Origin of the sequence: Bacillus sp. FSL L8-0654 (genome assembly GCF_038629965.1) — a bacterium.
In the GTDB taxonomy this organism is placed as follows: domain Bacteria; phylum Bacillota; class Bacilli; order Bacillales; family Bacillaceae; genus Bacillus; species Bacillus safensis.
Window position 1 is genome coordinate 3,519,111 of the sequence record NZ_CP152026.1, and the last position, 26,456, is coordinate 3,545,566.

Genomic DNA, 26,456 nt, shown 5'->3' on the forward strand with positions numbered 1-26,456 from the left:
CGCTTATGACGGATACAACATACGAGTCAATTCATCTAATGCTTCTGCTGCCTTTAAATTGCCTGTTGTCCCGAATAAGCTTTCTTCGAGGTCATACACCCGGTCTTGTTTGACCGCATTGAAATGTTTCCAGATGTCATTTGTTTTGAATTCTTCATCAAACATTTGGACGACTTCGTCTGGCATCCCATGTGCGGCCCGGAGAATGATATCTGGATTGGCTTTTTGTAAATATTCCGTATTGGATGCCAAATACTCCATTTTCTCGCCTTCCACAATGTTCTTTCCTCCTGCGATACGCACAAGATCACCAATATATGAATTCTCTGTCGCCACCAAATAACTGCCTGGCACACCAAGCAAAATCAGAACGGACGGCTTGCGTTTTCCTTTCGTCCTCTCTTGAATGTCTTTCTTTTTTTGCTCAAACTCAGACACAATGCGTTCAGCCTGCTTCTTTCTGTCATACTGATCTCCAAGCTTCGTGATGGCCTTCTCCATGCTGGACATGCTCTCAAGATTTAAGTATGTAGCAGGGACACCTGCTTGCTGAAAGGGTGTCTCTAAATCATATTGAAGGGTTGTGACAGACAGGACATCTGTCGGTTGAAGTGATTGGATGATTTCCATGTCCGGGCTCATTGGGTTGCCGACTTCCGGCAATCCTTTGTAACGAGCTGGCAAGGATTTTTGACTTGTTGGCACCCCGACAAGATCCACCTCTAAAGCATCCATGATCTCCGCAGCAGCTACAGTCGTTGCCACAATGCGCTCACTTGATTCAGCGCTTTTTTTGCCTTTTGCTGAGCTTTCTGCTGACTGTGAGCAGCCCGATAAGATCACGCACACACTGAGAGCAGCGATCAAGGTACATAACATTCGATGCTTCAAAAACAGAAGCCTCCTTTCGAAAAAAGAGAGTGGATGCGCCGAGGTAAATGGCGCATCTCACTTAAAATAAAACGAACTATCTTGTCCGTGTTTGATATTTTCTAACGAGTACGAATAACGACCCGCCGAATAAAAGAATATACACCCAAAGAAGAGAGGTATCTCCCGTTTTCGGATTCAGCTGTCCAGACTCAGATTTGGTTTGATCATCTGATGGCGTAAATGTCATCTGCTCCGCACCCGTTTCCTCAGGTGCTGCATTCTCAAGTTGAGTTGTTTGAGAATCGTGATCATTTGGATTTTTGACAAAGCCGATACTCTCATCGTCTCCAATGACTGTTGAAATTCCGCTTCCCTCACCGAGAGCGATTCCTTTTGTGTCATAGACAAGTTTGACATCATACTGCTCATGGTAGTTCGCAGCTGGAATATCAATCTTTACGCGTGCAGCCTGAGCTCCACTTAAACTTTTTGCTTCATATTGAATAACGCGTGTATCTGCTTTTTCATCTGTTTTCGCGACAAGTGTCTCTTCAAACTTTCCGCCTGTTCCTACTTGGAATGACGTGATGGCTGAGCTGTTCTTCACTGTATATGAAACGAAATGGCGGCCATTTTTTACAACCAGTGTCGCAGGACTCACGACGTAATCGTTCATGCGAGAAAGCTCATCCTTATCTGCTTTCTTCATTGAGAAAGGAAGCTTGTATACACCATCTTTTAGCTGAGCCGTCTCTTGATTTGCTCCGCCGTTATTTGTTTCTGTTGTTGGTGTGTTTGGTTTTGGTGTTTCTGGTGCAGCTGGTTTTTCTTCCTCTACCACCTGCCCGTCCTTCACTGGAGCGATACTCTTTGAATCAAATTGAAAACGAATATCGTAGGTTTGGTCATAGTTAGCGGCTGCTACTACAATGTGTACTTTTCCTTTGACCTCGTTTTTCAAATCATCTACATCAAATGAAACCACTCTTGTATTCTTTGCTTCATCCTTGCTGACTGTTTTGGCTTCTTGATAAGAACCGTTTTTCTCTGTTTTTAAAGAAGCGACAGACTTATGGTCCTTCACCGTAAAGGAAATGGTTTGCTTTCCATTTTTGACAGTTAAGGATGCAGGGTGTGAGAAGTAATCACTCATTCGAGATGCCTCATCCGTATCCCCTTTTAGCACACTGTAATTAATACGATATACGCCATCTTTTAATTGATTTTGCGCAGAATCATCTGGTTTTGGTTTTGTGCCATTGTTATTGCCTGGTGTTGTCGGTTGATCGTCTGGCTTTGTACCGTTTTGGTCATCCGGCTTTGTTTCGTTATCGTCTGGCTTTGTACCGTTTTGGTCATCCGGCTTTGTTTCGCTATCGTCTGGCTTTGTACCGTTTTGGTCATCTGGCTTTGTTTCATTATCGTCTGGTTTTGCAGGCGTAACGAGTGTGAGGCTGCTTTGATCGAATGCAAGCTGTACGTCATATGCTTCGTCATAAATAAAGCCGCCTAAATCCCAGTAAATTTTCACCCAGCCGTTTAATTTCGCTGATAAGTCGTCGACATTAAATTTGATCACACGTGTATTGGCTGTTTCGTCCTCACTGACCGTTTCAGTGGTAACGAGAGCACCATTTTGTTCGACCTTGAAATCTGTTATTTCTTTGCTTTGCTTCAGTGTGACATAGGCTGTTTTCTTGCCATTTTCCACAATCAGCTTAGCTGGCTTTTCTGTATAGGTATCCATCATGGACGCTTCTGTGCTGCCATTTTTTAAAACGGTGAATCCAACTGTGTATTCACCATCAACGAATGATGCCGCTTGAGCTGTTCCTTGAGGAATCTGAAACGCAGTCAACAAACTGAATAAAACGAGCAGAATGGCTGCCTTTAGATGAAAAAGACGTTTCAAATGGTGACACTTCCTTCCGTTAATGCTTGATGATCCACTTTCTTGCTAAAAACCCGCCTGAACATAAGACAAGCACAAGGAGCCACCCTGTCTGGCTTGTATCACCAGTTTGAGGATTTTCTTCTTGTTTCGTTGTGGATGAATCAGCTTTGTTCGTTGATTCTTTTGATGGCTGCTGACTTTCTGCTGCACCTGCTGATTGATTTGCATTGTTAGACGAAAGTGACTTGATGCTGCTCTCATCAAATTTCAGCTGAATGGTGTAATCATGATCATAATCAGCAGATTTCACAGTGACATGAATTTTTGACTTGATTGGTTTAGACAAGCTTTGAGCTTGGAACTGAACGAGCCTTGTATTGGCTTTTTTATTTGTTGAGAGAACGGTTGTATCGACATAGCCGCCATTTCCCGGTACTTTAAATTCCGTTACCCAGCTGCTATTTTTAATCGTCATTTGTACTGTCAGATTCCCATTTTTCGCTATCACTTTTGCTGGCTTCAGCCAATAATCATTTGCCATTGAGACCGCATTTCCTTCAGCTTTCAGCACTGTATAATTGACGGAGTATGTACCATCCTTTAATGCGGCAGCCTGTGCGTTTGAAAAAGGCAGCATAAGTGCCAGTAAAAAAACGGTCATGAAGACTAACAGCTTCATCCTTTTTTTCATCAAGCGAATTTCCTCCCTTTCTATTGAACAGATGCCGCATCAAACTTGAGGCGAATGTCGTAATTGCCTGTATATCCGATGGCCGGTACAGTCACACTCACTTTTGCTGGTACAACCTCAGTCAGGCTGTTCACATTGAATTCTACTGTTCTCTTATTTGCTGCTGTATTTGTACTGATCACCTTCGCATCTTTGTAGACACCTTGATCGAACGTTTTAAAGCTTGTGATCCAAGAGCTATTCGTTAACGTGACTTGTGCTTTGATTTTTCCATCCTTTACGACAAGCTTGGCTGGTTTTTCGAAATACGTATTCGCTGTTGAAGTCGAATCGCTATCAGCCTTCCAAACCACATATTGCGCTGAATATTGACCATCTGCTAAGCCAGCTGCTGAGGCTGTGCTAACAGGAGCTAGAGCAAATAGTAGAACAAAACTAAGGAATAATAATACGGGTGATGTTGAACGAATGACTTTCATGTGAACCCTCCTAAATGATATTGATAATTATTCTCAATAGACAATAAAAAAAATAACCTTCATAAGTGCCGGAACACACTTATAGATGATTATGATAATCATTATCAATTGAGTTGAAAAAATAAATCTTTGCTTCCTAAAAGTCAAAGATGTCTGTTTCTAAATGATGGATTGATACGTGTTTTAGGCAATCTGTCCCATTCATAATACCATGGCATAACCTCCATTCCATTACAGGGAAAAGAACCCTCTTCTCCTTGATATTACATAATGCATGAAATGATTGTCAACATCATTTTTCATACTATTGTCTCAGTTTTCTGGAAAATCACACAAAAAAATTTCGATCAGACACACTGATCGAAATGGATTAAGAAGGAACATGTTCCTCTATTTTGCTGTTTTTACGATCTAAAGACCAAGCATACATTTCACGAATAATCGGTTCAATTTTCTTTCCTTGCACTGTTAATTCGTATTCAATCCGCACTGGAATGTCAGGGTATACCTTTTTCTCAACAAGTCCCTCAGCTTCTAAATCCTTCAGCCTTTCTGATAGTAATCTTCCGCTGATGTTCATTTCATTTTCAAGCTGACAAAAACGCTTAGGCCCTGTCAGAAGCTGATTGATGATGAGAATGACCCACTTCTTGCCTAGAATCTCCATGGCATCTGTAATTGGGCAGCCATCTACTTGAGCCATATCTTACTCCCTCCTGCTTTTTTCTCTTTTTTTCATTATAGCACAATTAATTACTTGAAATAAGTCACTAACTATTATATAGTTTAGTTACTAAAAGTAACAAGGTATTCATTTTTATAGATTTTCAAAAACATTTGAACATGCCGATGCATATATCATGAAGGAGATGACCGAGCTTGAAGACAATTGAGCAGCTAAGACTGGGTGTGACAGAATTACATGTGTCCAGCTTTGATCGTTCTTTACCTTTTTATACAGACATTTTAGGATTTACTATATTAGAAAAAACAGATTCCACGGTGACACTTGGCAGCAATGCAAAGGAACCGATCCTTTTGTTAAAAGAGGATGCACAGCTCAAAGAAAAACCTGATCATGAGCCAGGTCTTTATCACTTTGCGGTTTTATTACCTACCAGAAAAAACCTGGGCACATGGCTGGCACATGTGATCAAAAAAGGCTATCCTTTAATTGGAGCAAGCGATCACTTTTTCAGTGAAGCCATTTATTTAAGTGATCCTGACGGCATTGGCGTAGAAATTTATGCTGACCGTCCTGAGGACATTTGGGTAGGTGAGCATGGAGAACTGAAAGGTGGCGGAAATGCACCGCTTGATGGAGATGGTCTCCTTCAGGAAGCCGCTGATACCACATGGGAAGGACTCCCTGCGGGTACAGTGATGGGACACTTGCATTTCCATCTCAACCCAGAAGAAGCAGATTCCTTTTATGTCCATACGCTCGGTTTTCATATCCGAATGGCTCCACCAGCAAGCCTATTTATCGCTGCTGGTGTGTACCACCACCACCTTGCATTTAATGCATGGGGACGCGGACGAAAAGGAGCCATTGATCCACGTTTTTCAGGAATTAGAAGCTATACACTGGTTTTCCCAGAAGAAGCAGACAGACAATCCGTCATCGAACGCCTGACAAAAGCAGGCACTCAAGTCAACACGACAGGAAAAAGCAGCGAATTTGTTGATCCATTTGGCGTTCTCGTTCGTTTACAGATTGAAGAAACAGACTAAAAAGAAGGTGCAGAATATGGACAAACACACAGAGCTTAAAACAGCCATATTAAAAGATAAAATCAAACGAGTTCAGCAAGAAGACGGGTATATATATATCACTGGACCCATTAAACTGCCAGTGAATTTAGACGGCAGAACCGTCATGTTCAACTGGTATTCATGGTTAAAAGACGATGGAAAAGAGCCATTGTCAGATGAAGCTTTAATTGAAAGCCTCTCGTCCCGCCAGCTTGCTGATCATCAGCAGTCAAGCGTTCTAGTATACGGGGATTTTGAGCAAGCTGACGAAGCCCTTATCCGCATGCATTCCATTTGCCACACTGGCGATATTTTCGGAAGCAAGCGCTGCGACTGCGGATTCCAATTGAAGCAGTCTATGCGAATGATCGAGGACAATGGGGCAGGAGCCCTGTTTTACTTAGCCAATCATGAAGGCCGCGGCATTGGTCTTTTCAGTAAAGCCATGGCTTATATTCTTCAAGAAAACGGCTACGATACAGTAGAAGCGAACGAAGCACTTGGTTTTGAAGATGACACACGTCAATATGAAGAAGCCATTGCCGTTCTTCAAACACTTCGTACAAAGCCAGTCAGACTCATTACCAATAATCCGAAAAAGACAGATGCGATCAGCCATGCAGGCTTATCTCTTTCTGGACGCATTCCGCTTTGGGGAGATGTCTCTGAATTTAACGAAAAATACTTGCAGACAAAAATCAACCGCTCAGGTCACATGAAGGCGGAGCAAGAGGTGCGTACGATTGCCACATCATGAGCGATATATGAAGCTAGCCCTTGATAATGCACGGGCAATGAAAGGTCAGACATCTCCGAACCCGCTCGTCGGGGCTGTGATTGTGCGAGAGAATGAAATTGTTGGAGTCGGTGCTCATATGAAAGCCGGTGAACCACATGCTGAAATTCATGCACTCAACATGGCCGGAGACAAAGCAAAAGGAGCCACTATTTATGTGACCCTCGAGCCTTGTTCCCACCATGGACGCACAGGCCCTTGCGCGGAAGCACTTGTAAAAGCCGGCGTCGAAACTGTTGTCGTGGCAGCACTTGATCCGAATCCGCTTGTCGCTGGCCGCGGGATTGCCATTTTACAAGACGCAGGCATTCAAGTCATCACGGGCGTACTTGAACAGGAATCCATTCTGATGAATGAAGTATTTAATCACTTTATTACGAAAAAAACACCTTTTGTGACGCTCAAAGCAGGCATTACCTTAGATGGAAAAATCGCCTCTGCCACGTCTGACAGCAAGTGGATTACATCTGAGACATCCCGTTATGACGCTCACCATATCCGCAGTATCAATGATGCGATTTTGGTCGGTGCTCAAACCGTCATTCACGATGATCCTTCATTAACTGCGCGGATTCCAAATGGGAATAATCCGATTCGAATTGTCTTAGACTCTAAGCTGTCAACACCACTGACAGCAAAGATCGTCACGGATCAGATGGCACCTACATGGATCTTTACAACAAAGCAAGCCGATAAGGAAAAACGAGCGGCTTTAGAAGAAGCTGGCGTCCGTGTCTTCATGACAGACAGCGACACGCGGGTGCCCCTGAAAGAAGTGCTTCAAGTGCTGGGAGAAAAAAATATCTCCTCTCTCATGATTGAAGGCGGCGGCCAGATTAACGCCTCATTCTTAGAGCAGCAGCTTGTAGATAAACTCGTCATCTATATGGCGCCTAAGCTCATTGGAGGACGACTTTCCCCTTCCTTTTTCGGAGGCGAAGGCATACGCCTCATGAGTGATGCCATTGAACTGGATCAACTCACCGTGGAACCACTCGGAAAAGATATCAAAATGACGGGCTATCCCGTTTATCAATAACAAACAGGCTGTCGAGAAAATCTCGACAGCCTTCTTTTTGTCTTCTAGTCTCTCCTCTCTAAAAACTCAATTCGATTCCCAAAAGGATCTTCTACATAAAACCGATTGGCTCCCTCCAATGGCTCATCTTCTCTTATACGAATGTGATGCTTCAATAATGCCTCTTTTAATTCCGATAGACTCTTTACAAGAAAAGCGGGATGAGCTTTCTTTGCAGCTTGAAAATGTTCCTCAATGCCAATGTGAAGCTGATGATGACCGCATTGAAACCAGACACCTCCACGTTTAGCTAGATTACTAGGCTTAGGTATTTCTTCCATTCCTAAAATTTCGCCAAAAAACAAACGAGCTTTCTCTTCACTTCCTTTTGGGGCAGCTAGTTGAACATGGTCGATTCCAAAAAAGTTTGACATATTTCCTCTCCCTTTCTTTTCTCAATTGGTTTTTCTATGTAGTGTGTCTTAAGTTTTTGCGATGCTGAGAAAATTTACTTGTTACTTCATTGGCGGGCTTGATCTTTGAGTTTTTCATTGAGGTGTTTCTTACGATGTAGGGTTTGAATGACAATTTAAAAAACAGAACTCCCCTGATAATGAAAGTTCTGTCTATCTAAGTGTCTTGTAATAACAGTTGAAACCAAGACATATCATGTCAAGGTGTATGGGCGGTGATTCATTTTGGTGAAACTTGTCGAAAAATGTTTCATGTGAAACATTGATCGTTACTTCCCTTCTACCAGCCTGCCAAAGCTTTCTGGTGAAAGTCCCGGTGAAATACGGACGCGGTGCAATGACATCATGCCTTGTTCCTTCTTCGCATGTCCTGGTTCAGTGGTGACAGCCATTTGATATCCAGCTTCCTTCGCCAGCTTCAACGTCTCTTCATTATAGCGCCCGACAGGATAGCTGACCATTCTCGTACGCTGAGAAAATCGCTGATCGAAGAATGTCTTTGATCCTTTTAACTCCTCTTCCTGCTGCTGCTTTGATAATCGATTGAGCTCTAAATGATGAATCGTATGACTCTCAATCGATATCCCATGTGCCATCATCTCGTCCATTTGCTCATCCGTTAAGTGATTTGGACGGCCAATGGATTGCTCAATCATGAAAATCGTTGCTTTCATTTCATACTGCTTTAAAATCGGAAATGCCTTTGTATAATTATCCGTATATCCATCATCAAATGTAATGAGGACACTCTTCTTACTTGGCATCGAATTTGTTGTGAAAACGCGGTACACCTCTTCTGGCGACAGTGTGACATAGTCGTTGTCCTTCAGCCATTTCATATGAGCTGCAAATTCGCTCTTTGGCACACGTAACGAGTTGCCGCTTGAGATACTATGATACATCAAAATCGGAAGCTCGACCGGCTCCTTTTGCTTTATCCAGCTTTTTGTCTCTATCACTGCCGTTTCTTTTTTCTGCTGAATGTCTTTTGTTTGTATTCGACCCTTTTCCTCTTTGATGACTTGCTGGCTTCCTCCCGCCTGCTCCTTCATTCCCATACAGCCCGAAATGAGCAGCAGCATAAAACCAATCGTCATCAGCCTACATGTTTTCTTCATTCACCAATCCTGCTTTCTCTTTATCTACCGAATGATTATAACAGAAATTGGTTATTCATTGACAACTATTTTGACAGGGTATTCATTTTTTTACACATTTCGATCATTTCGATGGCGAGCAGATGAATGGTCTCTGTTGTGAGCATTTGATCTTCTGCGTGTATCAGCAGTAAAGAAAACGGAAGCTGTTCACCTGCCGCTTCTTTTTGAATCAGCGACAAGTGCAGGTTGTGGATGCTTCGAAACGCTTCCTCCCCTTTTTCGATCAACTGCTGCGCTTTTTCAAAATCATCAGCTCTTGCTAGACGAATCGCTTCTACATAATGACTTCTTGCCTCGCCTGCATGGGCAATGATTTGAAAGGCTGCTCCCTGCATTTCCTCTAATACCGTCATCTGCTTCTCCTCCAATTATTCAAGATTCATTTGCTAGTGTCAGTGCATGCTCTAGAATTTTTTCTCCGTTTGCTGTTCCGTATAATCTCACATTGACGACATCGACGGGGATTTGATAGGGTGCCGCTGTTTTTTCTGCTGCTTTTTTCATAAAACTAACTTGCGGTCCAAGTAAAATCGCCTGTACATCCTCTCCATGCTCTTCTAGTTCATCCGCAATGGCTCCTTCAGGTATAGCATAAATATAGTAATCCAGTCCTTTAGCTTCTGCGGCAGCCTTCATTTTGGACACCACAATGGACGTTGACATTCCTGCTGCACAAGCGAGAATGATTCGTTTCATTTCTCATCACTCCTATTGATAAATGACTTCTGTTTCAACTGTCAGTTCCCTAGTTTTGATTAATGTCTGATACCAATACGCAGATGCTTTCAGCTGACGATTTCGTTCATTCTCCAGCTGGATTTCGACTAATCCGTAGCGGTTTTTAAAGGCATTCATCGGTGAGACATTGTCTGTAAATGCCCAAAGCATATAGCCTGTGCAATTTGATCCTTCTGCTTTCGCTTGAAGTGCCCGCTTCAAATGCTGGCTGATAAATGAAATGCGATACTGATCATCAATGATACCGTCTTCTGTTTTAAACCGTTCTTCCTTTTCGACACCCATGCCATTTTCGGCCACAAACCACTCAATATTTCCGTATTCTTCTTTTATTCTCATCCCCATATCATAGACAATCTTCGGGTAGATTTCCCAGCCTCTGAAAGGATTCATTTTTCTCCCTGGAAGCTCAAACATATCGTAATAATAGGATGGATGAAAAGGTGTTCCTTCGTTCCAAGCCTTACTCGGTGCCTTGACACGATGCGGATAGTACAAGTTAAGCCCAACGACATCCACCGTATGATTCTTGATGATCTGAAGCTCTTCCTCTGTAGAATCGAAAAGAATATCATGCTTTTTCAACACATCGATCAGTTCCTCTGGATACTCCCCTTTGATGGAAGGATCTAAGAACATTCGATTAAAAAACAAGTCATACATACGTGCCGCTTCTTCGTCATGCGGGGCAGACGATCTTGCATACGTCACTTCTGGATTGAGAATCACGCCGATTTTGGCTCCTGCCGATTCCTTCAACCCCATCTCCTGAAACAGCTTCACCACTTTTGCTGTTGCCAGAGCTTTATGATAGTTCCACTGCATCCATTTCTTCGTATTTTGCTCAAACGGATATCGGATGGCATCTAGATAAACACGTGTCTGGACAACAATCGGTTCATTAAAACTAAACCAATGCTTGACCCGGTCTCCATAGCGCTCAAACACCTTTTCTGCATAAAGTACAAACAGCTCGACAACATGCTTTGATGACCATCCGCCGTACTTCTCAAGCAAAACGGCAGGAAGTTCATAGTGCTCTAAGCAAAACATTGGTTCTACACCTGCTGCGATTAATTCATTGATCAGATCATCAATGTAACGAGCATAGGCCTCATCCACTATCCCATTCTCGTAATCTATGAGAAACCTCGACCAATTGATCGATGTCCTGTAATGTGTCAGCCCAATCTCTTTCATTAAGGCTACATCTTCAGGGTAGCGCTCGTAAAAGTTTGTCGCACCAGCAGGACCATAGCCTTCGTGCCACACGTGATATCCTTCCTTATACCATAAGTCGATATACGAGTCCTGGTGCGCCCGCTTTCCCTTCCATCCCTCGGTCTGCCAAGCAGAAGCCGCAGCACCTAGGATAAAATCACTTGGAATCTCAATTCTGTTCATGTCGCCGCCTCCCTTTTTTCGTCTGAATGTTTATTCTGAATCTGGTGCTGCTTCTGGCTTGCGGTTAGACAAGAGAACAAACGGTAAATAGATGAAAACAGCAACCACAATACAGATAAGCTGTGTGATGACAGCTCCCATACTGCCAGCGGTGGACAGCCATGCATTCACAAGCGGCGGTGTCGTCCATGGCACCATCACGACCGCTTTTCCAGCGAATCCTGTAGCCGTCGCAATATAACCAATCGTACCTGTCACAAGCGGTGTGACGATAAATGGAATCGCCATCACAGGGTTTAGCATGACAGGTAATCCAAAAATAACGGGTTCATTGATGTTGAACAGTCCGGGTCCTGATGAGAGCTTGGCAATGCTTCGCATCTCTTCCCTTCTCCCAGCAATAAAAATCGCAACCAAAAGACCAATGGTCACACCTGAACCACCGATGCTCATATACACATCCCAAAACGGCATCGTGATGATATTCGGTATCTCTTTTCCCTCTTGAAATGCTGTCATATTCACTGCAATCGATCCTAATAAGAGCGGCTCCCGGATCGGCTTAATCATCTGGTTGCCATGGATGCCGATCACCCAGAAAAATTGCGCCACAAACATCAACGTTAAAATCCCAGGCAGCCCCTGTACAACACTTTCTAACGGACGCTGCACCACGTTATACACTGCTTCATGCAAATAAATGCCTGTCACACGATGAAATGCAAATCCGAATGAACTAATGATTGTAATTGTAATGATCGATGGGAAAAGTGACGAAAATGATGTTGCCACATTCGACGGAACCGAATCCGGCATCTTGATTTGCAGCCATTTCACCTCGGTCAGCTTACAAAAAATCTCCACAGATACGATCGCAATGATCATCCCTAAAAATAAGCTTTTTGGATCAGAAAATTGTCTTGCCAACACGTCAACAACCTCACGCATCGATCCATCGACTTCAAGAAGAAGTGTCGTTGGAATAACAGATATAAATGAAATCAATGCCATCAATCCTGGGAACAGAGACTTGTGACCGTTGATTTTCCCAAGCTCAATCCCAATGAGGAACACAGCCCCAATGGTTAAAAAGTTCAGCGTGGCATAATTGATTGCCTTCATAATAGGCTGAAGCTCTGCTAAAAACCTGAATATCTCAAAATGAGCAAGCCCTGTCTCCGGGCTCATGATCATATTCGCCACCAGTACAGCAAAAGCTCCTGTAATGATGATCGGCATCAGTGTGACAAATGCCTGTTTAATCGCCATAATATATTTCTGGTTGGTGATGCGATAAGCCACATGCCCCATGACATCTGCCGCTTTCTCCTTGAAGCTCATGATCCGTCTCCCCCTTTGCAAAAACTCGTGATCATCCTCCTTTTTGATGATATTTTAAAAGCGCTTTCATTAACATCTAATCTTTTTCCTCACAGATGCGGAAATGGGTGCCGCGTTTTTTCATTTGAATGCTCCAATACTTGAAGCGCAGCTGTCAGTTCTTCAAATGAAGCAGCTTTGATGAGTTGTTCCACCACTTCCTTCCGTTCTGTCAGCCGCACAAGAAATTGATAAAGCGACTGTAATTCTTTTTGATACGTCTTCTGGATGCTTAACAAGCATACGACTTGTACTCGATCTTCTCCCCACAGTACCGGCTTTTTCAACGTACAGATCGCACAAAACGTGTCATCTGTTGCCGGTTTAATTGGATGAGGAATCGCAACCAAATGACCGAAAGATGTGGGTGATACTTGCTCTCTTTCTAGCAATAATTGTTCAAACTCGTCTGGGATTCGATGCTGCTCCTTTAGCACGTTCACAAAAAATTGAAGAACCTCTTCCCTTGAATGGAGATCTTGCTGAAAAAATGTCAGCGCCGGACTCACATACCGCAAAACTCCTGTATCCTGTGAATTTTGCACAAATCGTTTCAGCCGCACAATATCATCGTCACTTAGAATCGTATGTACATCAATGACTGGCACCGGCAATGTATTTTGAAGCGGAATGGTACTAATAATAAAATCAATGCTTCTTAAATCATACAAAGGAAGTTCCCCGACACTTGCAGTTCCAGCGATCTCCAGCCTTCCGTTAAAAGCTGCCGTGAGTTTATGAAGAAGAAGCTGGCTGCTGGCGACACCCGTCGCACACACAATAAGACATGTCTTTCTTACATGCTGTGATTTTGTCCGCTCGATTGCAGCCCCAATATGAAGCGCCAAATATCCGATTTCATCCTCAGGAATTTCAACACCCTCTTTTTCCTTCAGCCATCTGCCCATATAAACACCCGCCTCAAACGCAATGGGATAATGCCTTTTAATGTCTGGTAAATAAGGATTTCGGATGTTCATATCGTATCTAAAGCGATGAATAGCAGAACGCAAATGAAGACTTAAACCAACGATCAGCTCCTTATCAAACTGAATATCAAGTGACATGTGCTCTTCTACATAAGCAAGCAATTGGTGAGTGAAACGAAAATGGTCTTCGTCCAGCAGATGAAATAGCGTATGGCCAGCCTCTCCATATGCCATCATCTTTGCTCCCATTAAGTGAATCGCAATGTACGCCATTTCAGATAACGGAAAATCAATCGCTAATACGCGGCGAATATCTTCTGCCATTTGTTGAGCTACCTGAAAAACTGGCTGCACTTGAATTTCTTTCAATTCCGCTTCTGGCATCTTGACCAGCTTTTTTTCTTCAATTCGTTTGCATGCGATGGCAATGTGGGTCACTAAATTACTTAAACCGATTTCTGATAGATGAAGTCCGGTAGCTTTTGTACGTGAACGCACGATGTCCTGAATCAATTGATACGTTTCTTCAGGTAACAGTGCAGCATTCGCATGCTCCTGCTGAAACACATGCTCTGCCATACAATATCTTAATTTCATTTCATCGCCTGTCAGACGAAGGCCATATTTAGGCCGGTGCGATATAGAAAGTCCATGCAATGAAAACAAGTGCCTGACAGCTTTCAAATCATTTTTCACTGTAGATTCACTCACAAATAATTCCTCTGCCAATCCCTCTAATTTGATATAGTCTTCTGACAGAAGCAGCCTTTTTAATAGATAAGCCACACGGTCCTCAGGCTGATTGGGAATGGACGGTTCCTTTTTCTCATTCCTTTCTCTCAGTGAGGTTTTCAAAAATGTACGAAATGCTCCATAATCTTTAACGCTCAATGTATACCCTGCCCCCCGTTTAATATGCAGTGCGGCACCATGTTCTTCTAAGATCACTTTAAGCGCTTTCATATCTGTGCGGATGGTTCGTGATGTGACTCCGATCACACGTGCAATTTCTTCACTTGTCAGTTCCTGCTCCGCTTGCATCAATCGTTTCAGAAGCTCCTCCTGACGTAGAGATAGCATGGGCTCTCCTCCCTTGGCATTTATTTACTTTTGCCTATCATCATAAACGAAAATAGAACTCTTTGCCCAGTATTTCTTTCAAATCGGGAACCTAGATATGGCTCATTCGTATGAATATGAAACTAGAGGAGGGATGCTTTTATGTTTGTTGTCATTATCATATTAGCTTTTTTAGGAGCCATCATTGCCAGCTTGTTCGCATCAAATGATAAACGTGCATCTGCTAAGCGTTCTGCACATCATAGCTCAACGACGAGCACTTATACTGATTCGTATACCCATCACGCTTCTGAAGCCTCCTGTGGGAGTGATTCAGGTGACAGCGGCGGTGGTGGATGTGACTAAACAAAAAAACAGCCGCCCTTTTAAGAGACGGCTGTTTCGTTTATGGTTTTAAAGAGCTTTCCAGCCCCGTTCAATCAAATGTTTAACATCCTTTGCAAAATCCTCGCCCTTTTCCATCACGTCCTGAGCTCTTCCTGCAAAATTACTGGCAACAGCCAGCTCCATTTTTTTCAATTCAAAGTGTAAGATTTTTTGATCAATCTCTGTTATATATTTTTCATATTCATTGTTGACGATGTCGTGCATCACGCTGTAAGCGTCTTTCCGGTGGCGATGAAAGTCGGTTCCTCTCTCGCCTTTCCATGACGAATCTAGTGCAGGCTTCTTGATTTCTTTGATATCTGACTGGGCAAGATCTTGTTCTGTTCGAATATTACTTTTGGCTGTCTTTAACCGAGAGATCATTTCGTCAAATTCTGCACGTTTGTTCTCAATTCCCATATGCAGATGGTGCAGCATCTCGGATAAACTCATGTCATCCACCTCTATCTGACCTCATACGAAAGCACGGCGTGAGCGCCTTTGGAAACCATCGACTCACTTGATTTTTCCAATCCTGACATTTCTATCGTTCTGCTTTCATTAAGTATAGTATAAGGCGAAAAGCCTCAGGCTTAAATAGGGAAAAGGTGTCCTTTTAGCGACGCGTTTGGAAGAAAAACGGAATAATACAAGGTCTTACACCCTGAATTTTATATGAGACTTTAATACCACAATCGCATTATGTCAATGGTACCCATAAATAAAAGCGATTGTGCTGATTATTTTGCAGCAATCGCTTCGTCTTGTTCTTTTAATGTTTTCACGTTAGAGCGTGTATCCTGAACATTTTTAATTAAGGCTTCTTTAAAGCTTGAGACCATTTCGCTCACTTCTGCTTCACGTGCCGTCCACTTGGTTACAAATTCAAGGCTGTTTTCACCCGCTTTATCTGCTGCTTTTTTCATCGCTAAAGCTTCGACGGCTTGGGAGACTTCATCTAGTTTATCCATAACTGTTTGGTAGTTTAACTTAATTTGTCCCATTGTGATATCCTCCAGATTTGTTCAGCATGAAACTCGTTTACAAGCTGCTCCATGCTTTTGAGATCAAGCGTTTTGCGTCCTCTACTGCGTCTTCTCCTTTTTCAGCAAGACGTGCGGCGTCTCCAGCTAAGGAACTGGCAAAGGATAAAGCAGTTTGTTCTGCTTCTAATGTACTGATTTTGAATTCGATACGGCTCACGTAGCGTGGGTATTGATCGTTCACGATCGTTTGCAGCGCATCATGTGCTTCATTTCGGTCTGTGTTGAAATCCTGGCTTCGCTCACCTTTCCAAGAGGTCCCAAGCTTTGGCTGCTTGATTTGCTTTAAATCTGTTTCTGCCGCATCTTGTTCACGTTCAACCTTGCTTTTCGCCTTTTTGAGCCGAGCGATTTTCTCTTCAATTTCTGCTTTTTTATTTGAAATGCCACCGTTAAGGGCAGACAGCATATCCGATAAGCTCATATGGGTTCCTCCTCCTGTCAAAAAATAAAAACGCTGCTTAGAGTCTCTCTAAACGAGCGCAAGGTGAATAGCACTTTTTCCAATATTGTTATTATAAGGTTCAAAGACTCATGTTTGAATAGGGATTTGTGCCCTTTTTATGGGATAAATATGCTTTCATTCTGCTTCACACCATCCCTTTCGACCTCATTTATAGGAGGTCTAAACTCCTGTTCGTTTGCTATATGTCACATATAGTCTCACGGTCCTAGGACAAACAAAGCCGCCCCGTTCAGGAGCGGCTTTTGCAAACGGCTTATGAGGCCGATTCTTCTCTTTCTTGTTGATCTTTCACGTACCAAATGAATTTACCTGTATATCCGTAAATGATTGCAAGACCAATGGCAACAAAACTCAACCACATAAATGGTAAATAAGAGAATGTCGATACGCCGAGAATTCCTGCCATGTAAATACCGTTATCTGACCAAGGGACCATACCAGACGTAAGCGTACCACCGACCTCAGAGTTTCTGGATAAAACTCGTCTGTCTAGCTTTAATTTATCGTAGCTCTTTTCCATAATTTTCGGTGTAAGGATTAACGATACATACATCGCACAGCCAAAGATATTGGCGAAGAACGCAACAACGAGTGTAGATAGCGTTACATTCCCTGCATTATGTAATTTTTTCTCAAATGTCGCGACGATGACTTTTAATACGCCTAAATATTCTAGTACTCCACCGAAACCAAGCCCCAGGATAATCACCACTAGAGACCCTAACATATTAACGATACCACCGCGGTTTAACAATGTATTTAAGAATTCTACATCTGAATTAATAGAGAAACCATTATAAGCTGTACCAAGTGCATCGGCTGGATTCATTCCTTGGAATGCCATTGCCCAAACTGCGCCAAGAAGCGCACCAATCGCAATAACAGGCATTGAAGGCTTTTTCAAGACAAGTAATAGCACAACAATAAGCGCCGGAATGATCATCCAAATATTAATCGTGAATGTATCTTGCAGTGCTTGTTTCAAAAACTCTACTTTTCCTTGATCAATATTTTTTCCGCCATACATAAACCCGGTAATTGTAAACATAATAGCAGTTATGACAAATGCAGGTATGGATAAGACCATCATTGCTCTAACATGTGCGAGCACGTCCACTTTTGAAAGTGAGGAAGCAAGCACAGTACTATCAGATAAAGGAGATAACTTATCGCCAAAATAAGCTCCAGATAAAACAGCTCCAGCCACGATAGGTAATGGAATTCCCAAACCTTCACCAATCGCAATCATGGCAATACCTGCGGTTCCAACTGTCCCCCATGATGTTCCTGTAGCAACAGACATAATGGAACAGATAATCAGTGTAGCTAGTAAGAAAATATTAGGATGAATAAATTCCAGTCCATAATAAATTAATGTGGGTACCACTCCACCGGCAATCCATGTTCCAACAAGTGCACCTACAGCAATTAAAATCAAAACAGCCTCTAAACCATTCGATATCCCTTTTGTAATGGCATTTTGAAGATCTTTGTATGAATGCCCCAATCGAATACCTAAAGCAATAACCATAAACCATGAGATAAACAATGCTAGCTGAATATCTAATTTGAAGTAAAGAGTAAATGATAAAACAATCGCTAAAAACAAGCCAAGTACAGCTACGACTTCTAAAATAGATGGTAGACGTGGTGATTTCATTGTGTTTCCTCCCTTTGTGCGTGCGTTAAGCGTTTTCAAAATATTGTGAAAAAAGTGTGTCAATTCGAAAGAAAGTGAATTGCCTGTTTTTCTCTTTTTCACAGGCAATTCCACATATTAATAAAATAAAATTTTTGATATTATTATCGCTCTAGGAGCTCTGCACCCGCAATACCAGGCTTTGTCATCTCAAATGGATTTAAGATAATATCAAGTTCTTCTTCCGTTAAAACATCGTACTGCAAGCAAAGATCTCTGATCGATTGTCCTGTTAAAATGGCTTCTCTTGCAATTCTAGCGGCTGCTTCATAGCCTAAGTGAGGGTTCACGGCAGTGATCACGCCTGCACTTTTTTCTACATATTCTTTCAAACGTATTTCATTTGCTTCAATGTCCGCTAAGCAATGATCTGTGAATGAGCGGAATCCGTTATTCATTATACTAATAGATTGAAGCAAGTTAAAGACCAGAACAGGCTCCATCACATTTAACTCAAGCTGGCCTGCTTCAGAAGCAAGACAGATCGTGTGGTCGTTCCCAATGACTTGGAATGCGATTTGGTTAATGAGCTCTGCCATGACTGGATTGACTTTCCCAGGCATGATGGATGATCCAGGCTGGCGGGCCGGCAATGCGATTTCAGCAAGACCTGCGCGCGGACCAGATGCCATTAAGCGGAGGTCATTGGCAATCTTAGACATGTTCATCATGCATACTTTTAAAGCGGCGGATACTTCTGTGTAAGCATCTGTATTTTGCGTTGCATCCACGAGATGCTCTGCGCCTACAAGAGGAAGACCAGATATATCAGCGAGCTTCTTCACCACGATCTCAATATAACGAGGATCTGCGTTTAAGCCTGTCCCAACAGCTGTTGCACCCATATTGACTTCATATAAATGCTGTTTTGATTGGTTGATCCGCTTAATATCACGGCTCAGCACACGGCTGTAAGCTTCAAATTCCTGTCCCAAACGGATTGGAACAGCATCTTGAAGGTGCGTACGTCCCATTTTGATCACATGATCGAATTCTTTCGCTTTCTTTTGAAAGACGTCCTGCATGACTTGCATCGTTTCAAGCAGAATGTCTAACTGCTTGAGCACAGCAATGTGGATCGCCGTTGGGAATGAGTCATTCGTTGATTGCGACATGTTCACATGTGTGTTTGGGCTTAAATGGATGTATTCACCCTTTTGATGTCCCATGATTTCTAGCGCTCTGTTTCCAATCACTTCATTGGCATTCATATTCATGGACGTTCCTGCGCCGCCTTGAATTGGATCGACAATAAAGTACTCGTGCAGCTTGCCTTCAATGACTTCATCAGACGCTTGAACGATGGCATTTCCGATTCCCTCATATAAACGTCCAACTTCCATATTGGCTTGAGCTGCTGCTTTTTTCACGATGGCAAAGGCTCTAATTAGTTCCTCGTGCATCCGATATCCTGTAATCGGGAAATTCTCTTTTGCACGGAGGGTTTGAACCCCATAATACACGTCTGCTGGAATTTCTTTTTCACCAAGAAAATCCTTCTCATAGCGATAAGTTGCTTGAACCATCTCTTATGACCTGCTTTCTATAGAATAGTTAAATCACTAAATCTTCTGCGATTGGCGTTTCCATAATCTTTTTGACTTCTCTTGGATCTGTTGTTTTGCCTAGTGCCCACATCAGTTTCGGCACGATAGCTTCTGTATTCATATTTCTTGAACGTGCCACCAATTCTTGATTGATCTTGCGTCCTACCTCATACACACTCATGTCTTCTCCTTCTTCCAGACACTGAGTGGTGATGACAACAGAAATGCCTTCTTCCAGCAATTCGTTGATCTTTTCTAAGAGGTTTCTTCCTTCGAAAGGAATTCCGCCGCTGCCGTAGCTTTCAATGACAACGCCTTTGTACATGCTTTTGACTGCATCTAAAAACTCAGGCTTCAGGCCTGGGTGCAATTTTAACAGACACACATCTGTGTTCAAAGATGCATCTAATTTAAGCGGTTTCATTGGTGTTCTTTTTACTTTGCTATTGTATTCAATTTGATGGTTTTCAATTGATGCAATATATGGGTAGTTAATGCTTTCAAATGCATCGTAGCTTTTCGTTCTTAGTTTGATCGCACGTGTTCCTTGGATGACCCTGCCATCAAACACGACATACACGCCGCCAACACCGTCACATGCAAAGCGAATGGCATCTGTGATGTTTTTCTTCGCATCTGTTTTCTTAAAAGTAATCGGAATTTGTGAACCTGTAATCACGATCGGCTTATCAGGATTTTGCAGCATATAAGACAGCGCTGCTGATGTATAGGCCATTGTATCGGTTCCGTGAGTAACGACAAACCCGTCATACTGATCATAATTCTCATAAATGGCTGTTGCGATATCAACCCAGTATTCAGGCTGCATATTTGTACTATCTATACTCATTAGGGACTTTGTGTCCATTGTATATTCTGCATTAATTTCGTTTAAATAGCTCAAAAGATCCTCAGCTTTAACACCTGGAGCTAAACCATTTTCACTCTCTACAGATGCAATCGTCCCACCAGTCGTTAAAAGCAATAATTTCTTCAACAGGTCCACCTCTTTCGTAAAATTACTTCGTTTGTCACACATATTATAAGCTAGCTTGTGCTATTCTATAATATACGCTTTACGCGTACCTTCATTGCCATTATAGTCACATAACGCGAATTAATCAAGAAATTGTTACGCATAACGCGTACATTCTATGTCAAAATATGATATACTGTTGTTGTAAATAAAGGAGCGTTCATGTATGATACTCGATCGTTTAACCACCCTTAGAAAAAAGAAAAAATGGTCTCTCCAGCATACGGCAGATCGCCTAGGTATCGCCAAAAGCACCTATGCCGGTTACGAATCTGGGTACCGACGACCTTCGCTTGAAGCAGTGAAGCTGCTGGCTGATTTGTATGATACGTCCATTGATTTTTTACTTGGTAGAACGGACGAGCCAGAGATACAACGCAAAATCTCTGATATCAAAATTGAACTGACGGAAGCAAAAGAAGGAACCATTTATGTAGACGGCGTTCCCCTAAATGATGAAGAAATCAAACAGCTTGTTGCCTTTATTCGGGCGAAAAACACTCTAAAAGTATAAACACAGAAAAGAGAGGCACCTTATAAACAGGTGCCTCTCTTTCCTTTTCCAATCTCAATATGGAGAAGACAGCTGGCTTAATTCCTCTAGCCGCCGCTTCGCTTCTTCTTTATTAAACGAACTATAATAGCGATAATTCTCCTCATCTAAGATGCGGTAATGCTGACTAAGTACATTTTGCTGAAGGCGAAACGTGCCTTTTTTGACAGACGTCCTCCACCAAACCTTGCCGCCAATCGTACGCTCTACTGATAGATGTAATTCATCATGTGCCACAACTTCCAAAATCTCGAGCGGGTCATCCCCTAGGGTTCCTTTCAAAATGTCACTATCTCTGAATAATGCACATACGGCCGCGGATTGCGTCCAGTTGAGACGCAGCCTGTTTTTTTCAACCTGCTGTAGATGCCGTTTCGATAGACCAAGTACCTCCGCCATACGATCCTGCGTATAATCCTTTTCTTTTCGAATCCGTGCCATTTGTTCTGTGACGAGGTCGATTACCATCTCTTTATCCATCTCTCATCGCCTCTTTCGAGTGTTCAGTCTTTACTGACATCATACACGATTTCATCGAAAAAGTGGCGCCTCATCCTATAGAATTCTGACAAAAACAGCTTAGTCGGTCTTCTCTTCTCCTTGGCCATGCTGCTGTCTCCAATTTTCTTGGGCTGTCTGATGTAAATATGGATAGATCTCCTGTTTGACGGTCTGCTCAAATACTTCTTCATCTAAAATGCTGTACGCTGGAATTTTGATCAATTTCCCATCTACTTTCCGAATGAGCACATCCATGAAAAGAAATCCTCTTATACTGTAACGATGCCTGCGCATGTCAATTGATTGAATATCTTGAAAAGAGATCGTTCGCTCCCGGTGCAGCACAGCGCCATTCTCTCCGCGCTGAATGCGAAAAATCACATTTCCCCTCTTCGTAAAAGCAGGCAAAATCATCAAAAAGGAGATCCAGCCATAAACAATACCTAATAGTCCGCCTAAAAATAAAAACAATGTATAGTTCGATTCAAATGTAAGAGCTTCTGAAAATAACCAAATACCGATAATACCGAAGCCGCCCGTTGCTAAGAATGCCCATACTCTTAAAAAAGGTCTGCTCCTTACTTCTATTACTTCACTTGGATTCAAGCGTCATTCTCCTTTTCTCCATTAGAATATAGAACGTATCCCGTCTTGATGAGCCGTCTCAATGCGAAATTGATTTTCTTTTATTCCTGATACAAGCCACGATTGGTTCTCACCTGGAATCACAAATATCATGGACTCCACATCAGGCGTATTATTTTTGTCATAGACGACCTTCATGAGAGAGTCCATCTTTCCTTTTCTCGTCTGCACATCAGAAACAAATGCCTTCACGAGCTCTTGATTCTCCGCTTTATTCAGAAAGGATGGCCACTCACTTTTCGCTTCGCTTGCCTGTTCTAATAGCATTTCAAATTCATCTGCCTGCAGGCTGATGACAGGTTCAGGGTGATCATTCATCTGTAGGTTGAAAAAGGCTGTCACTTGCTCCTCTGCCTGCTGATCGCCGTCCAGTTTGCGAATCTGATGTACTTGTTGATCATAAAGCGTATGATGCGCATATACACCCGCCCGTGTTGTGTGAAAAGAGGTGCTGACTTCTTCATCTGTGTCTCCAAATTTAGATGCCTTGATCGTGTGAGAGGCATCATTCATCGCCTGGATGAAATGACGGTATTCCGCTTTATAACGGTATTGTCTGTTTCGAAATTCCAGTACACCTTTTGCAAGCAAAGAGCGGCACGCAATTTCAAATAAAAACCCAAGGCGCTCGTCCTCTACTTCAGGATAATAGGCCTCCTTTAAGGACATGCCTTGTTCAAAATAGCCTTCACTGTAAAAACTAAAGATGAGTTCCTCAATACTTAGACTTAGCTGATCCAACTTGATCTCTCCTTATCCAAAAGAAAATGCACCCTTAAAGAAATCGCCTGCACCCTTTATGAGCGATTCTGCGGTTTCTTTTGTTTTTTCTATCCCTTTATGTATCACCTGATTTGCCTGATCAATGGTATCATTCACTGCTTTCACACCTTGACCCGCCAGTTCGAATGCTTTTTTCCCTTTATCCACGACTGCATGAATCGGGTCCTTTAATTTCACTGCCATCTGTTCAGCAAAACCGGATGTCAGCTTGGCGACTTTTTCTCCAATAAATCCACCTACAGCTGAACCAATGGCTCCCCCAACAACGGTTCCAATCGGACCTGCAAAGCTGCCAAGAGCACCGCCGACAACGGCACCTGCGACAGAACCGCCAGCGATAAAGACCGTATTGTTCACTGCATTTCCAACAGCCTTTGCATTTTCACGCTTAAGAACTTCTGGCTGATCACCGAATTCTGCATAGTTCTCGGCAATTTTCAATCCACAGCCAACCGTTTCTGTTGCACCAGTGACAACTGTTGCAATAATGGCATTTCCTTTCGCAAATCTTGCACCATTTTTCAGAACAGACTTAATCGCAGCCGTGTCCTTCCAATTAATACTTCCTTTTGTAAAATCACGAACACTGTTTGTGAACGCAACTGTATCGTCAGGATAAAATTTTGTGAATTTCTTATGGACCAAGTCAGCCATCGGCCAGTTCGATCGTTTTAATAATTCTTTTTTACTCAGCCAAATCCTTGCTAACCGGTCAAATCTCGTTCCTTCTACCCGGCTGGTCAGATCAAGCAGCAGTTTTGAATGCTGCGCTGCATATCGGCCATTCTCTTTAATGAAAGTCGTCATCCCAAGCCCGTAATATTTCGCCTGCATCATCACGATACCAGCTAAGCTCGTGAGTGTACCATATTGATCATAGATACTGTACAATTTCCGCAATATATCATCTGCTTCGACCATTTTATCGGTTGCATGTCGAATGGCAATATCATCACTGCTCAATTTGCTGATTAATGCCTGTCCTGCTCCCCATGCATCCCCGACACCAGAAAAACAGCTTCTATACCGAGGATCGCAGCCTAAAATCAGCCCGTCCAGTTCACTATGTAAATCGCGGTGCTTCGTTTCAATGGCTGACAGCTCACCTACAAAATCATTCGCCAGCCCAGTCAGCTGATCTGGATCAACCACAATGTCACGTGCCATCACATCATCTCCCTTCTCGGTTTCTTTCTCTCCGTTCTTCTCGTCTCTTTCGCTCAAGCTCTTCCATTCTGGCAATTTCAGCTTTACGCTCCTCAATTTTGACCGCTGCATCCCGCAGTTCCTGACTTGTTTCAAGCAAATCTTTTTCAAATTGATCGTAGCGTGCCGTTGTTTCTTCAAAGCTTTGATCAAATTTATCCCTTGCTTCTCCCTGCCAGCCTGATCCTACTGCCTTCAGCCGATTTTCCAGCAGCTGCTTGGACTGCCGAATCTCATCAGCCGCTTCCTGAAACTTTTGAGCGAGTGCCAGCGTTTGACTAGAATCCAACTTTCGCACCCCTTTCTCCCAATTTAACGTACAAATGGATGATTTTATATGTCCTCATTATAAATAAAAAGACACCCAAAAAAATCACCCTAAAGAACCATTCAGCACATTACCTAATGAAAGTAGGCCTTTTTCCTCTCTAATTGCCAGAGAAAGCCTTTCTTGTTATGAAGCGCATTCAAGACGTGATAAAATGGACGTATACTACAAAAGGAGTGACGTATAGATGAAAGAGGAAATGATTCAGCGTTTCACAAGTTATGTGAAGGTAGATACGCAGTCAGATGCAGAAAAGGAAAGCTGCCCATCTACTGAAGGACAATTGAACCTGGCGAGACAGCTTGTCGAAGAGATGAAATCCATCGGGATTCAAGAAGTGACTATGGATGAAAACGGCTATGTCATGGGAACAATTCCATCTAACACAGACAAAGACGTGCCGACCATTGGCTTTTTGGCTCATATCGACACAGCCACTGACTTCACCGGCAAAAATGTAAAACCACAGCTCCATGAGAACTATCAAGGCGGCGACATTACCTTAAATGAAGATCTACATATCGTTTTATCTCCACAACAGTTTCCAAATTTACAAAAGTACCAAGCACATACGCTGATTACAACAGATGGCACAACCCTGCTTGGTGCAGATAACAAAGCTGGTATCGCAGAAATTATGACAGCAATGCATTACCTCATCGAACACCCAGAAATCAAGCATGGAAAAATCCGCGTCGCTTTTACGCCAGATGAAGAGATTGGCAGAGGGCCGCACAAGTTTGATGTTGATGCCTTTGGCGCTTCCTATGCGTACACAATTGACGGCGGACCGCTTGGCGAGCTGCAATATGAAAGCTTCAACGCAGCAGGCGCGAAAGTATCCATTAAAGGAAACAACGTCCACCCAGGAACAGCAAAGGACAAAATGGTCAGCGCTGCGAAAATTGGGATGCTCTTTCACAACAAACTGCCTTCTGACGAATCTCCAGAATATACAGAAGGCTACGAAGGCTTTTTCCACCTGACGAAATTTGTAGGGGAAGTAGAAGAGGCTGAGCTGCAATATATTATCCGTGATTTTGATAAAGAGAAATTCAACAAGCGCAAGGCACTGTTTGAAAAAATAGCAAATGACTTAAAAGCCACCTACGGAGAAAACAGCATCACCCTCAGCATTCAGGATCAATATTATAATATGAGAGAAAAAATTGAGCCGGTGAAACATATTGTGGACATTGCTCATGAAGCCATGGAAAATCGCTCAGTAACACCGGTCATTGAACCAATTCGCGGCGGCACAGACGGCTCCCAGCTTTCATATAAAGGTCTCCCAACGCCAAACATCTTTACTGGCGGGGAAAACTTCCACGGTAAATATGAATTTATTTCCGTTGAAAACATGGTGAAAGCAACCGAGGTTATCGTTGAAATTGCCCGTTTATTTGAAGAAAAAGCATAAACATGTTTACAACCGTTCCTGTTCGGGAACGGTTTTTTAATAAAAGTTTACAATTTTCTGAAACTTTTATGACACTTATTCGTACTAATAGAGACAACCCCAGAAAAAATTCTTCTTGACGAGTGAAATAACTGGAAATATAATAGTTAAAAACAACCAGTATTTTAGACCTAAAATAGCAGATCGAATGAAC

General features: G+C 42.6%; 29 protein-coding genes. 6 read left to right on the forward strand and 23 right to left on the reverse strand.

All coding sequences use genetic code 11. From position 1 onward, the window contains the following. Positions 1–3: 3 nt before the first annotated feature. From isdE to MHH65_RS18215, 5 genes are all read right to left on the reverse strand, one after another. Entirely contained in the window at positions 4–891 is an 888-nt protein-coding gene (isdE, locus tag MHH65_RS18195) for a heme ABC transporter substrate-binding protein IsdE (protein ID WP_024427510.1), read from the reverse strand. 76 nt (positions 892–967) lie between these two features. Next, the gene (locus tag MHH65_RS18200; RefSeq protein WP_024427511.1) at positions 968–2,785 is read right to left on the reverse strand and encodes an NEAT domain-containing protein; all 1,818 of its coding nucleotides are present in this window, start codon (positions 2,783–2,785) and stop codon (positions 968–970) included. 19 nt (positions 2,786–2,804) lie between these two features. Then, positions 2,805–3,458, reverse strand: coding sequence for a heme uptake protein IsdC (isdC, locus tag MHH65_RS18205; protein ID WP_024427512.1), 654 nt, complete (start codon positions 3,456–3,458; stop codon positions 2,805–2,807). A 20-nt stretch (positions 3,459–3,478) separates the two neighbouring features. Continuing rightward, entirely contained in the window at positions 3,479–3,937 is a 459-nt protein-coding gene (locus MHH65_RS18210; RefSeq protein ID WP_024427513.1) for an NEAT domain-containing protein, read from the reverse strand. 370 nt (positions 3,938–4,307) lie between these two features. Further along, positions 4,308–4,640: a helix-turn-helix domain-containing protein gene (locus MHH65_RS18215; protein WP_024427514.1), complete on the reverse strand. Its 333-nt coding sequence runs from the start codon at positions 4,638–4,640 to the stop codon at positions 4,308–4,310. Between the two features lie 176 nt (positions 4,641–4,816). Between MHH65_RS18215 and MHH65_RS18220 the strand changes: the two genes are divergently transcribed. The 3 genes from MHH65_RS18220 to ribD are packed head-to-tail and all read left to right on the forward strand — an operon-like array spanning position 4,817 to position 7,527. Continuing rightward, the gene (locus tag MHH65_RS18220; RefSeq protein WP_065214953.1) at positions 4,817–5,671 is read left to right on the forward strand and encodes a VOC family protein; all 855 of its coding nucleotides are present in this window, start codon (positions 4,817–4,819) and stop codon (positions 5,669–5,671) included. A 16-nt stretch (positions 5,672–5,687) separates the two neighbouring features. Beyond that, positions 5,688–6,449 carry a GTP cyclohydrolase II gene (locus MHH65_RS18225; RefSeq protein WP_061110263.1) on the forward strand — a complete coding sequence of 254 codons (762 nt, stop codon included), beginning with the start codon at positions 5,688–5,690 and terminating at the stop codon, positions 6,447–6,449. Continuing rightward, positions 6,436–7,527 (forward strand): bifunctional diaminohydroxyphosphoribosylaminopyrimidine deaminase/5-amino-6-(5-phosphoribosylamino)uracil reductase RibD, encoded by a 1,092-nt coding sequence (ribD, locus tag MHH65_RS18230; protein WP_061110264.1) that lies wholly within the window; start codon positions 6,436–6,438, stop codon positions 7,525–7,527. Before MHH65_RS18225 ends, ribD begins: the two co-directional genes overlap by 14 nt. A 44-nt stretch (positions 7,528–7,571) precedes the next feature. On the opposite strand, the gene MHH65_RS18235 is transcribed toward ribD, so the two are convergent. From MHH65_RS18235 to MHH65_RS18265, 7 genes are all read right to left on the reverse strand, one after another. Further along, entirely contained in the window at positions 7,572–7,940 is a 369-nt protein-coding gene (locus MHH65_RS18235; RefSeq protein WP_335350991.1) for a VOC family protein, read from the reverse strand. A gap of 308 nt (positions 7,941–8,248) precedes the next feature. Further along, positions 8,249–9,076, reverse strand: a complete 828-nt coding sequence (locus MHH65_RS18240) for a polysaccharide deacetylase family protein (protein ID WP_251232482.1) — start codon at positions 9,074–9,076, stop codon at positions 8,249–8,251. Between the two features lie 86 nt (positions 9,077–9,162). Next, positions 9,163–9,492 (reverse strand): PTS lactose/cellobiose transporter subunit IIA, encoded by a 330-nt coding sequence (locus MHH65_RS18245; RefSeq protein WP_024423898.1) that lies wholly within the window; start codon positions 9,490–9,492, stop codon positions 9,163–9,165. A gap of 19 nt (positions 9,493–9,511) precedes the next feature. Beyond that, entirely contained in the window at positions 9,512–9,835 is a 324-nt protein-coding gene (locus MHH65_RS18250) for a PTS sugar transporter subunit IIB (RefSeq protein ID WP_024427519.1), read from the reverse strand. A gap of 12 nt (positions 9,836–9,847) precedes the next feature. After that, positions 9,848–11,281 (reverse strand): glycoside hydrolase family 1 protein, encoded by a 1,434-nt coding sequence (locus MHH65_RS18255; protein WP_098677093.1) that lies wholly within the window; start codon positions 11,279–11,281, stop codon positions 9,848–9,850. Positions 11,282–11,311: 30 nt separating this feature from the next. Then, positions 11,312–12,622 carry a PTS transporter subunit EIIC gene (locus tag MHH65_RS18260; protein ID WP_024423901.1) on the reverse strand — a complete coding sequence of 437 codons (1,311 nt, stop codon included), beginning with the start codon at positions 12,620–12,622 and terminating at the stop codon, positions 11,312–11,314. A gap of 89 nt (positions 12,623–12,711) precedes the next feature. Next, entirely contained in the window at positions 12,712–14,670 is a 1,959-nt protein-coding gene (locus tag MHH65_RS18265) for a BglG family transcription antiterminator (protein WP_268413314.1), read from the reverse strand. A 141-nt stretch (positions 14,671–14,811) separates the two neighbouring features. On the opposite strand from MHH65_RS18265, the gene MHH65_RS18270 reads away from it, so the two are divergent. Further along, positions 14,812–15,015 carry a hypothetical protein gene (locus MHH65_RS18270; RefSeq protein WP_024427523.1) on the forward strand — a complete coding sequence of 68 codons (204 nt, stop codon included), beginning with the start codon at positions 14,812–14,814 and terminating at the stop codon, positions 15,013–15,015. Positions 15,016–15,063: 48 nt separating this feature from the next. Here the strand turns inward: MHH65_RS18270 and MHH65_RS18275 are convergent, their stop codons facing one another. The 6 genes from MHH65_RS18275 to MHH65_RS18300 all read right to left on the reverse strand — a co-directional run bounded on the left by MHH65_RS18275 (position 15,064) and on the right by MHH65_RS18300 (position 20,788). Beyond that, on the reverse strand, positions 15,064–15,489 hold the full coding sequence (locus MHH65_RS18275; protein WP_041087582.1) for a DUF5082 family protein: 426 nt from the start codon (positions 15,487–15,489) through the stop codon (positions 15,064–15,066). A 287-nt stretch (positions 15,490–15,776) separates the two neighbouring features. Next, positions 15,777–16,040 (reverse strand): YwqI/YxiC family protein, encoded by a 264-nt coding sequence (locus tag MHH65_RS18280; RefSeq protein ID WP_024423905.1) that lies wholly within the window; start codon positions 16,038–16,040, stop codon positions 15,777–15,779. Positions 16,041–16,077: 37 nt separating this feature from the next. Further along, positions 16,078–16,503, reverse strand: a complete 426-nt coding sequence (locus tag MHH65_RS18285) for a DUF5082 family protein (protein WP_098677091.1) — start codon at positions 16,501–16,503, stop codon at positions 16,078–16,080. Positions 16,504–16,798: 295 nt separating this feature from the next. Then, positions 16,799–18,205 (reverse strand): Na+/H+ antiporter NhaC, encoded by a 1,407-nt coding sequence (gene nhaC / locus MHH65_RS18290; RefSeq protein WP_034281362.1) that lies wholly within the window; start codon positions 18,203–18,205, stop codon positions 16,799–16,801. 143 nt (positions 18,206–18,348) lie between these two features. Continuing rightward, complete coding sequence (aspA, locus tag MHH65_RS18295) at positions 18,349–19,770, reverse strand: aspartate ammonia-lyase (protein WP_024423908.1); 1,422 nt, start codon at positions 19,768–19,770, stop codon at positions 18,349–18,351. A gap of 28 nt (positions 19,771–19,798) precedes the next feature. Then, positions 19,799–20,788, reverse strand: coding sequence for an asparaginase (locus tag MHH65_RS18300; protein WP_024427527.1), 990 nt, complete (start codon positions 20,786–20,788; stop codon positions 19,799–19,801). Positions 20,789–20,993: 205 nt separating this feature from the next. On the opposite strand from MHH65_RS18300, the gene MHH65_RS18305 reads away from it, so the two are divergent. Further along, a complete protein-coding gene (locus MHH65_RS18305; protein ID WP_024427528.1) occupies positions 20,994–21,341 on the forward strand; it encodes a helix-turn-helix transcriptional regulator in 348 nt (115 codons plus the stop codon). A 54-nt stretch (positions 21,342–21,395) separates the two neighbouring features. Here the strand turns inward: MHH65_RS18305 and MHH65_RS18310 are convergent, their stop codons facing one another. The 5 genes from MHH65_RS18310 to MHH65_RS18330 all read right to left on the reverse strand — a co-directional run bounded on the left by MHH65_RS18310 (position 21,396) and on the right by MHH65_RS18330 (position 24,804). Continuing rightward, on the reverse strand, positions 21,396–21,860 hold the full coding sequence (locus MHH65_RS18310; RefSeq protein WP_024423909.1) for a helix-turn-helix transcriptional regulator: 465 nt from the start codon (positions 21,858–21,860) through the stop codon (positions 21,396–21,398). Positions 21,861–21,959: 99 nt separating this feature from the next. Beyond that, positions 21,960–22,487, reverse strand: coding sequence for a YfjD family protein (locus MHH65_RS18315; protein ID WP_024427529.1), 528 nt, complete (start codon positions 22,485–22,487; stop codon positions 21,960–21,962). A 21-nt stretch (positions 22,488–22,508) separates the two neighbouring features. Next, positions 22,509–23,267 carry a hypothetical protein gene (locus tag MHH65_RS18320; RefSeq protein WP_098677090.1) on the reverse strand — a complete coding sequence of 253 codons (759 nt, stop codon included), beginning with the start codon at positions 23,265–23,267 and terminating at the stop codon, positions 22,509–22,511. Positions 23,268–23,279: 12 nt separating this feature from the next. Beyond that, a complete protein-coding gene (locus tag MHH65_RS18325) occupies positions 23,280–24,476 on the reverse strand; it encodes a glycine zipper domain-containing protein (RefSeq protein WP_098677197.1) in 1,197 nt (398 codons plus the stop codon). Between the two features lie 4 nt (positions 24,477–24,480). Then, positions 24,481–24,804, reverse strand: coding sequence for a WXG100 family type VII secretion target (locus tag MHH65_RS18330; RefSeq protein WP_024427532.1), 324 nt, complete (start codon positions 24,802–24,804; stop codon positions 24,481–24,483). Positions 24,805–25,030: 226 nt separating this feature from the next. Between MHH65_RS18330 and pepT the strand changes: the two genes are divergently transcribed. Continuing rightward, a complete protein-coding gene (gene pepT, locus MHH65_RS18335; protein ID WP_098677089.1) occupies positions 25,031–26,263 on the forward strand; it encodes a peptidase T in 1,233 nt (410 codons plus the stop codon). Positions 26,264–26,456 lie beyond the last annotated feature (193 nt).

Coding starts and splice junctions, on each gene's coding strand:
- isdC (WP_024427512.1), bottom strand. CDS start 3,458: ATGAAAAAAAGGATGAAGCTGTTAGTCTTCATGACCGTTTTTTTACTG.
- MHH65_RS18210 (WP_024427513.1), bottom strand. CDS start 3,937: ATGAAAGTCATTCGTTCAACATCACCCGTATTATTATTCCTTAGTTTT.
- MHH65_RS18215 (WP_024427514.1), bottom strand. CDS start 4,640: ATGGCTCAAGTAGATGGCTGCCCAATTACAGATGCCATGGAGATTCTA.
- MHH65_RS18225 (WP_061110263.1), top strand. CDS start 5,688: ATGGACAAACACACAGAGCTTAAAACAGCCATATTAAAAGATAAAATC.
- MHH65_RS18235 (WP_335350991.1), bottom strand. CDS start 7,940: ATGTCAAACTTTTTTGGAATCGACCATGTTCAACTAGCTGCCCCAAAA.
- MHH65_RS18240 (WP_251232482.1), bottom strand. CDS start 9,076: ATGACGATTGGTTTTATGCTGCTGCTCATTTCGGGCTGTATGGGAATG.
- MHH65_RS18245 (WP_024423898.1), bottom strand. CDS start 9,492: ATGACGGTATTAGAGGAAATGCAGGGAGCAGCCTTTCAAATCATTGCC.
- MHH65_RS18250 (WP_024427519.1), bottom strand. CDS start 9,835: ATGAAACGAATCATTCTCGCTTGTGCAGCAGGAATGTCAACGTCCATT.
- MHH65_RS18255 (WP_098677093.1), bottom strand. CDS start 11,281: ATGAACAGAATTGAGATTCCAAGTGATTTTATCCTAGGTGCTGCGGCT.
- MHH65_RS18260 (WP_024423901.1), bottom strand. CDS start 12,622: ATGAGCTTCAAGGAGAAAGCGGCAGATGTCATGGGGCATGTGGCTTAT.
- MHH65_RS18265 (WP_268413314.1), bottom strand. CDS start 14,670: ATGCTATCTCTACGTCAGGAGGAGCTTCTGAAACGATTGATGCAAGCG.
- MHH65_RS18270 (WP_024427523.1), top strand. CDS start 14,812: ATGTTTGTTGTCATTATCATATTAGCTTTTTTAGGAGCCATCATTGCC.
- MHH65_RS18275 (WP_041087582.1), bottom strand. CDS start 15,489: ATGAGTTTATCCGAGATGCTGCACCATCTGCATATGGGAATTGAGAAC.
- MHH65_RS18280 (WP_024423905.1), bottom strand. CDS start 16,040: ATGGGACAAATTAAGTTAAACTACCAAACAGTTATGGATAAACTAGAT.
- MHH65_RS18285 (WP_098677091.1), bottom strand. CDS start 16,503: ATGAGCTTATCGGATATGCTGTCTGCCCTTAACGGTGGCATTTCAAAT.
- nhaC (WP_034281362.1), bottom strand. CDS start 18,205: ATGAAATCACCACGTCTACCATCTATTTTAGAAGTCGTAGCTGTACTT.
- aspA (WP_024423908.1), bottom strand. CDS start 19,770: ATGGTTCAAGCAACTTATCGCTATGAGAAGGATTTTCTTGGTGAAAAA.
- MHH65_RS18305 (WP_024427528.1), top strand. CDS start 20,994: ATGATACTCGATCGTTTAACCACCCTTAGAAAAAAGAAAAAATGGTCT.
- MHH65_RS18310 (WP_024423909.1), bottom strand. CDS start 21,860: ATGGATAAAGAGATGGTAATCGACCTCGTCACAGAACAAATGGCACGG.
- MHH65_RS18325 (WP_098677197.1), bottom strand. CDS start 24,476: ATGGCACGTGACATTGTGGTTGATCCAGATCAGCTGACTGGGCTGGCG.
- pepT (WP_098677089.1), top strand. CDS start 25,031: ATGAAAGAGGAAATGATTCAGCGTTTCACAAGTTATGTGAAGGTAGAT.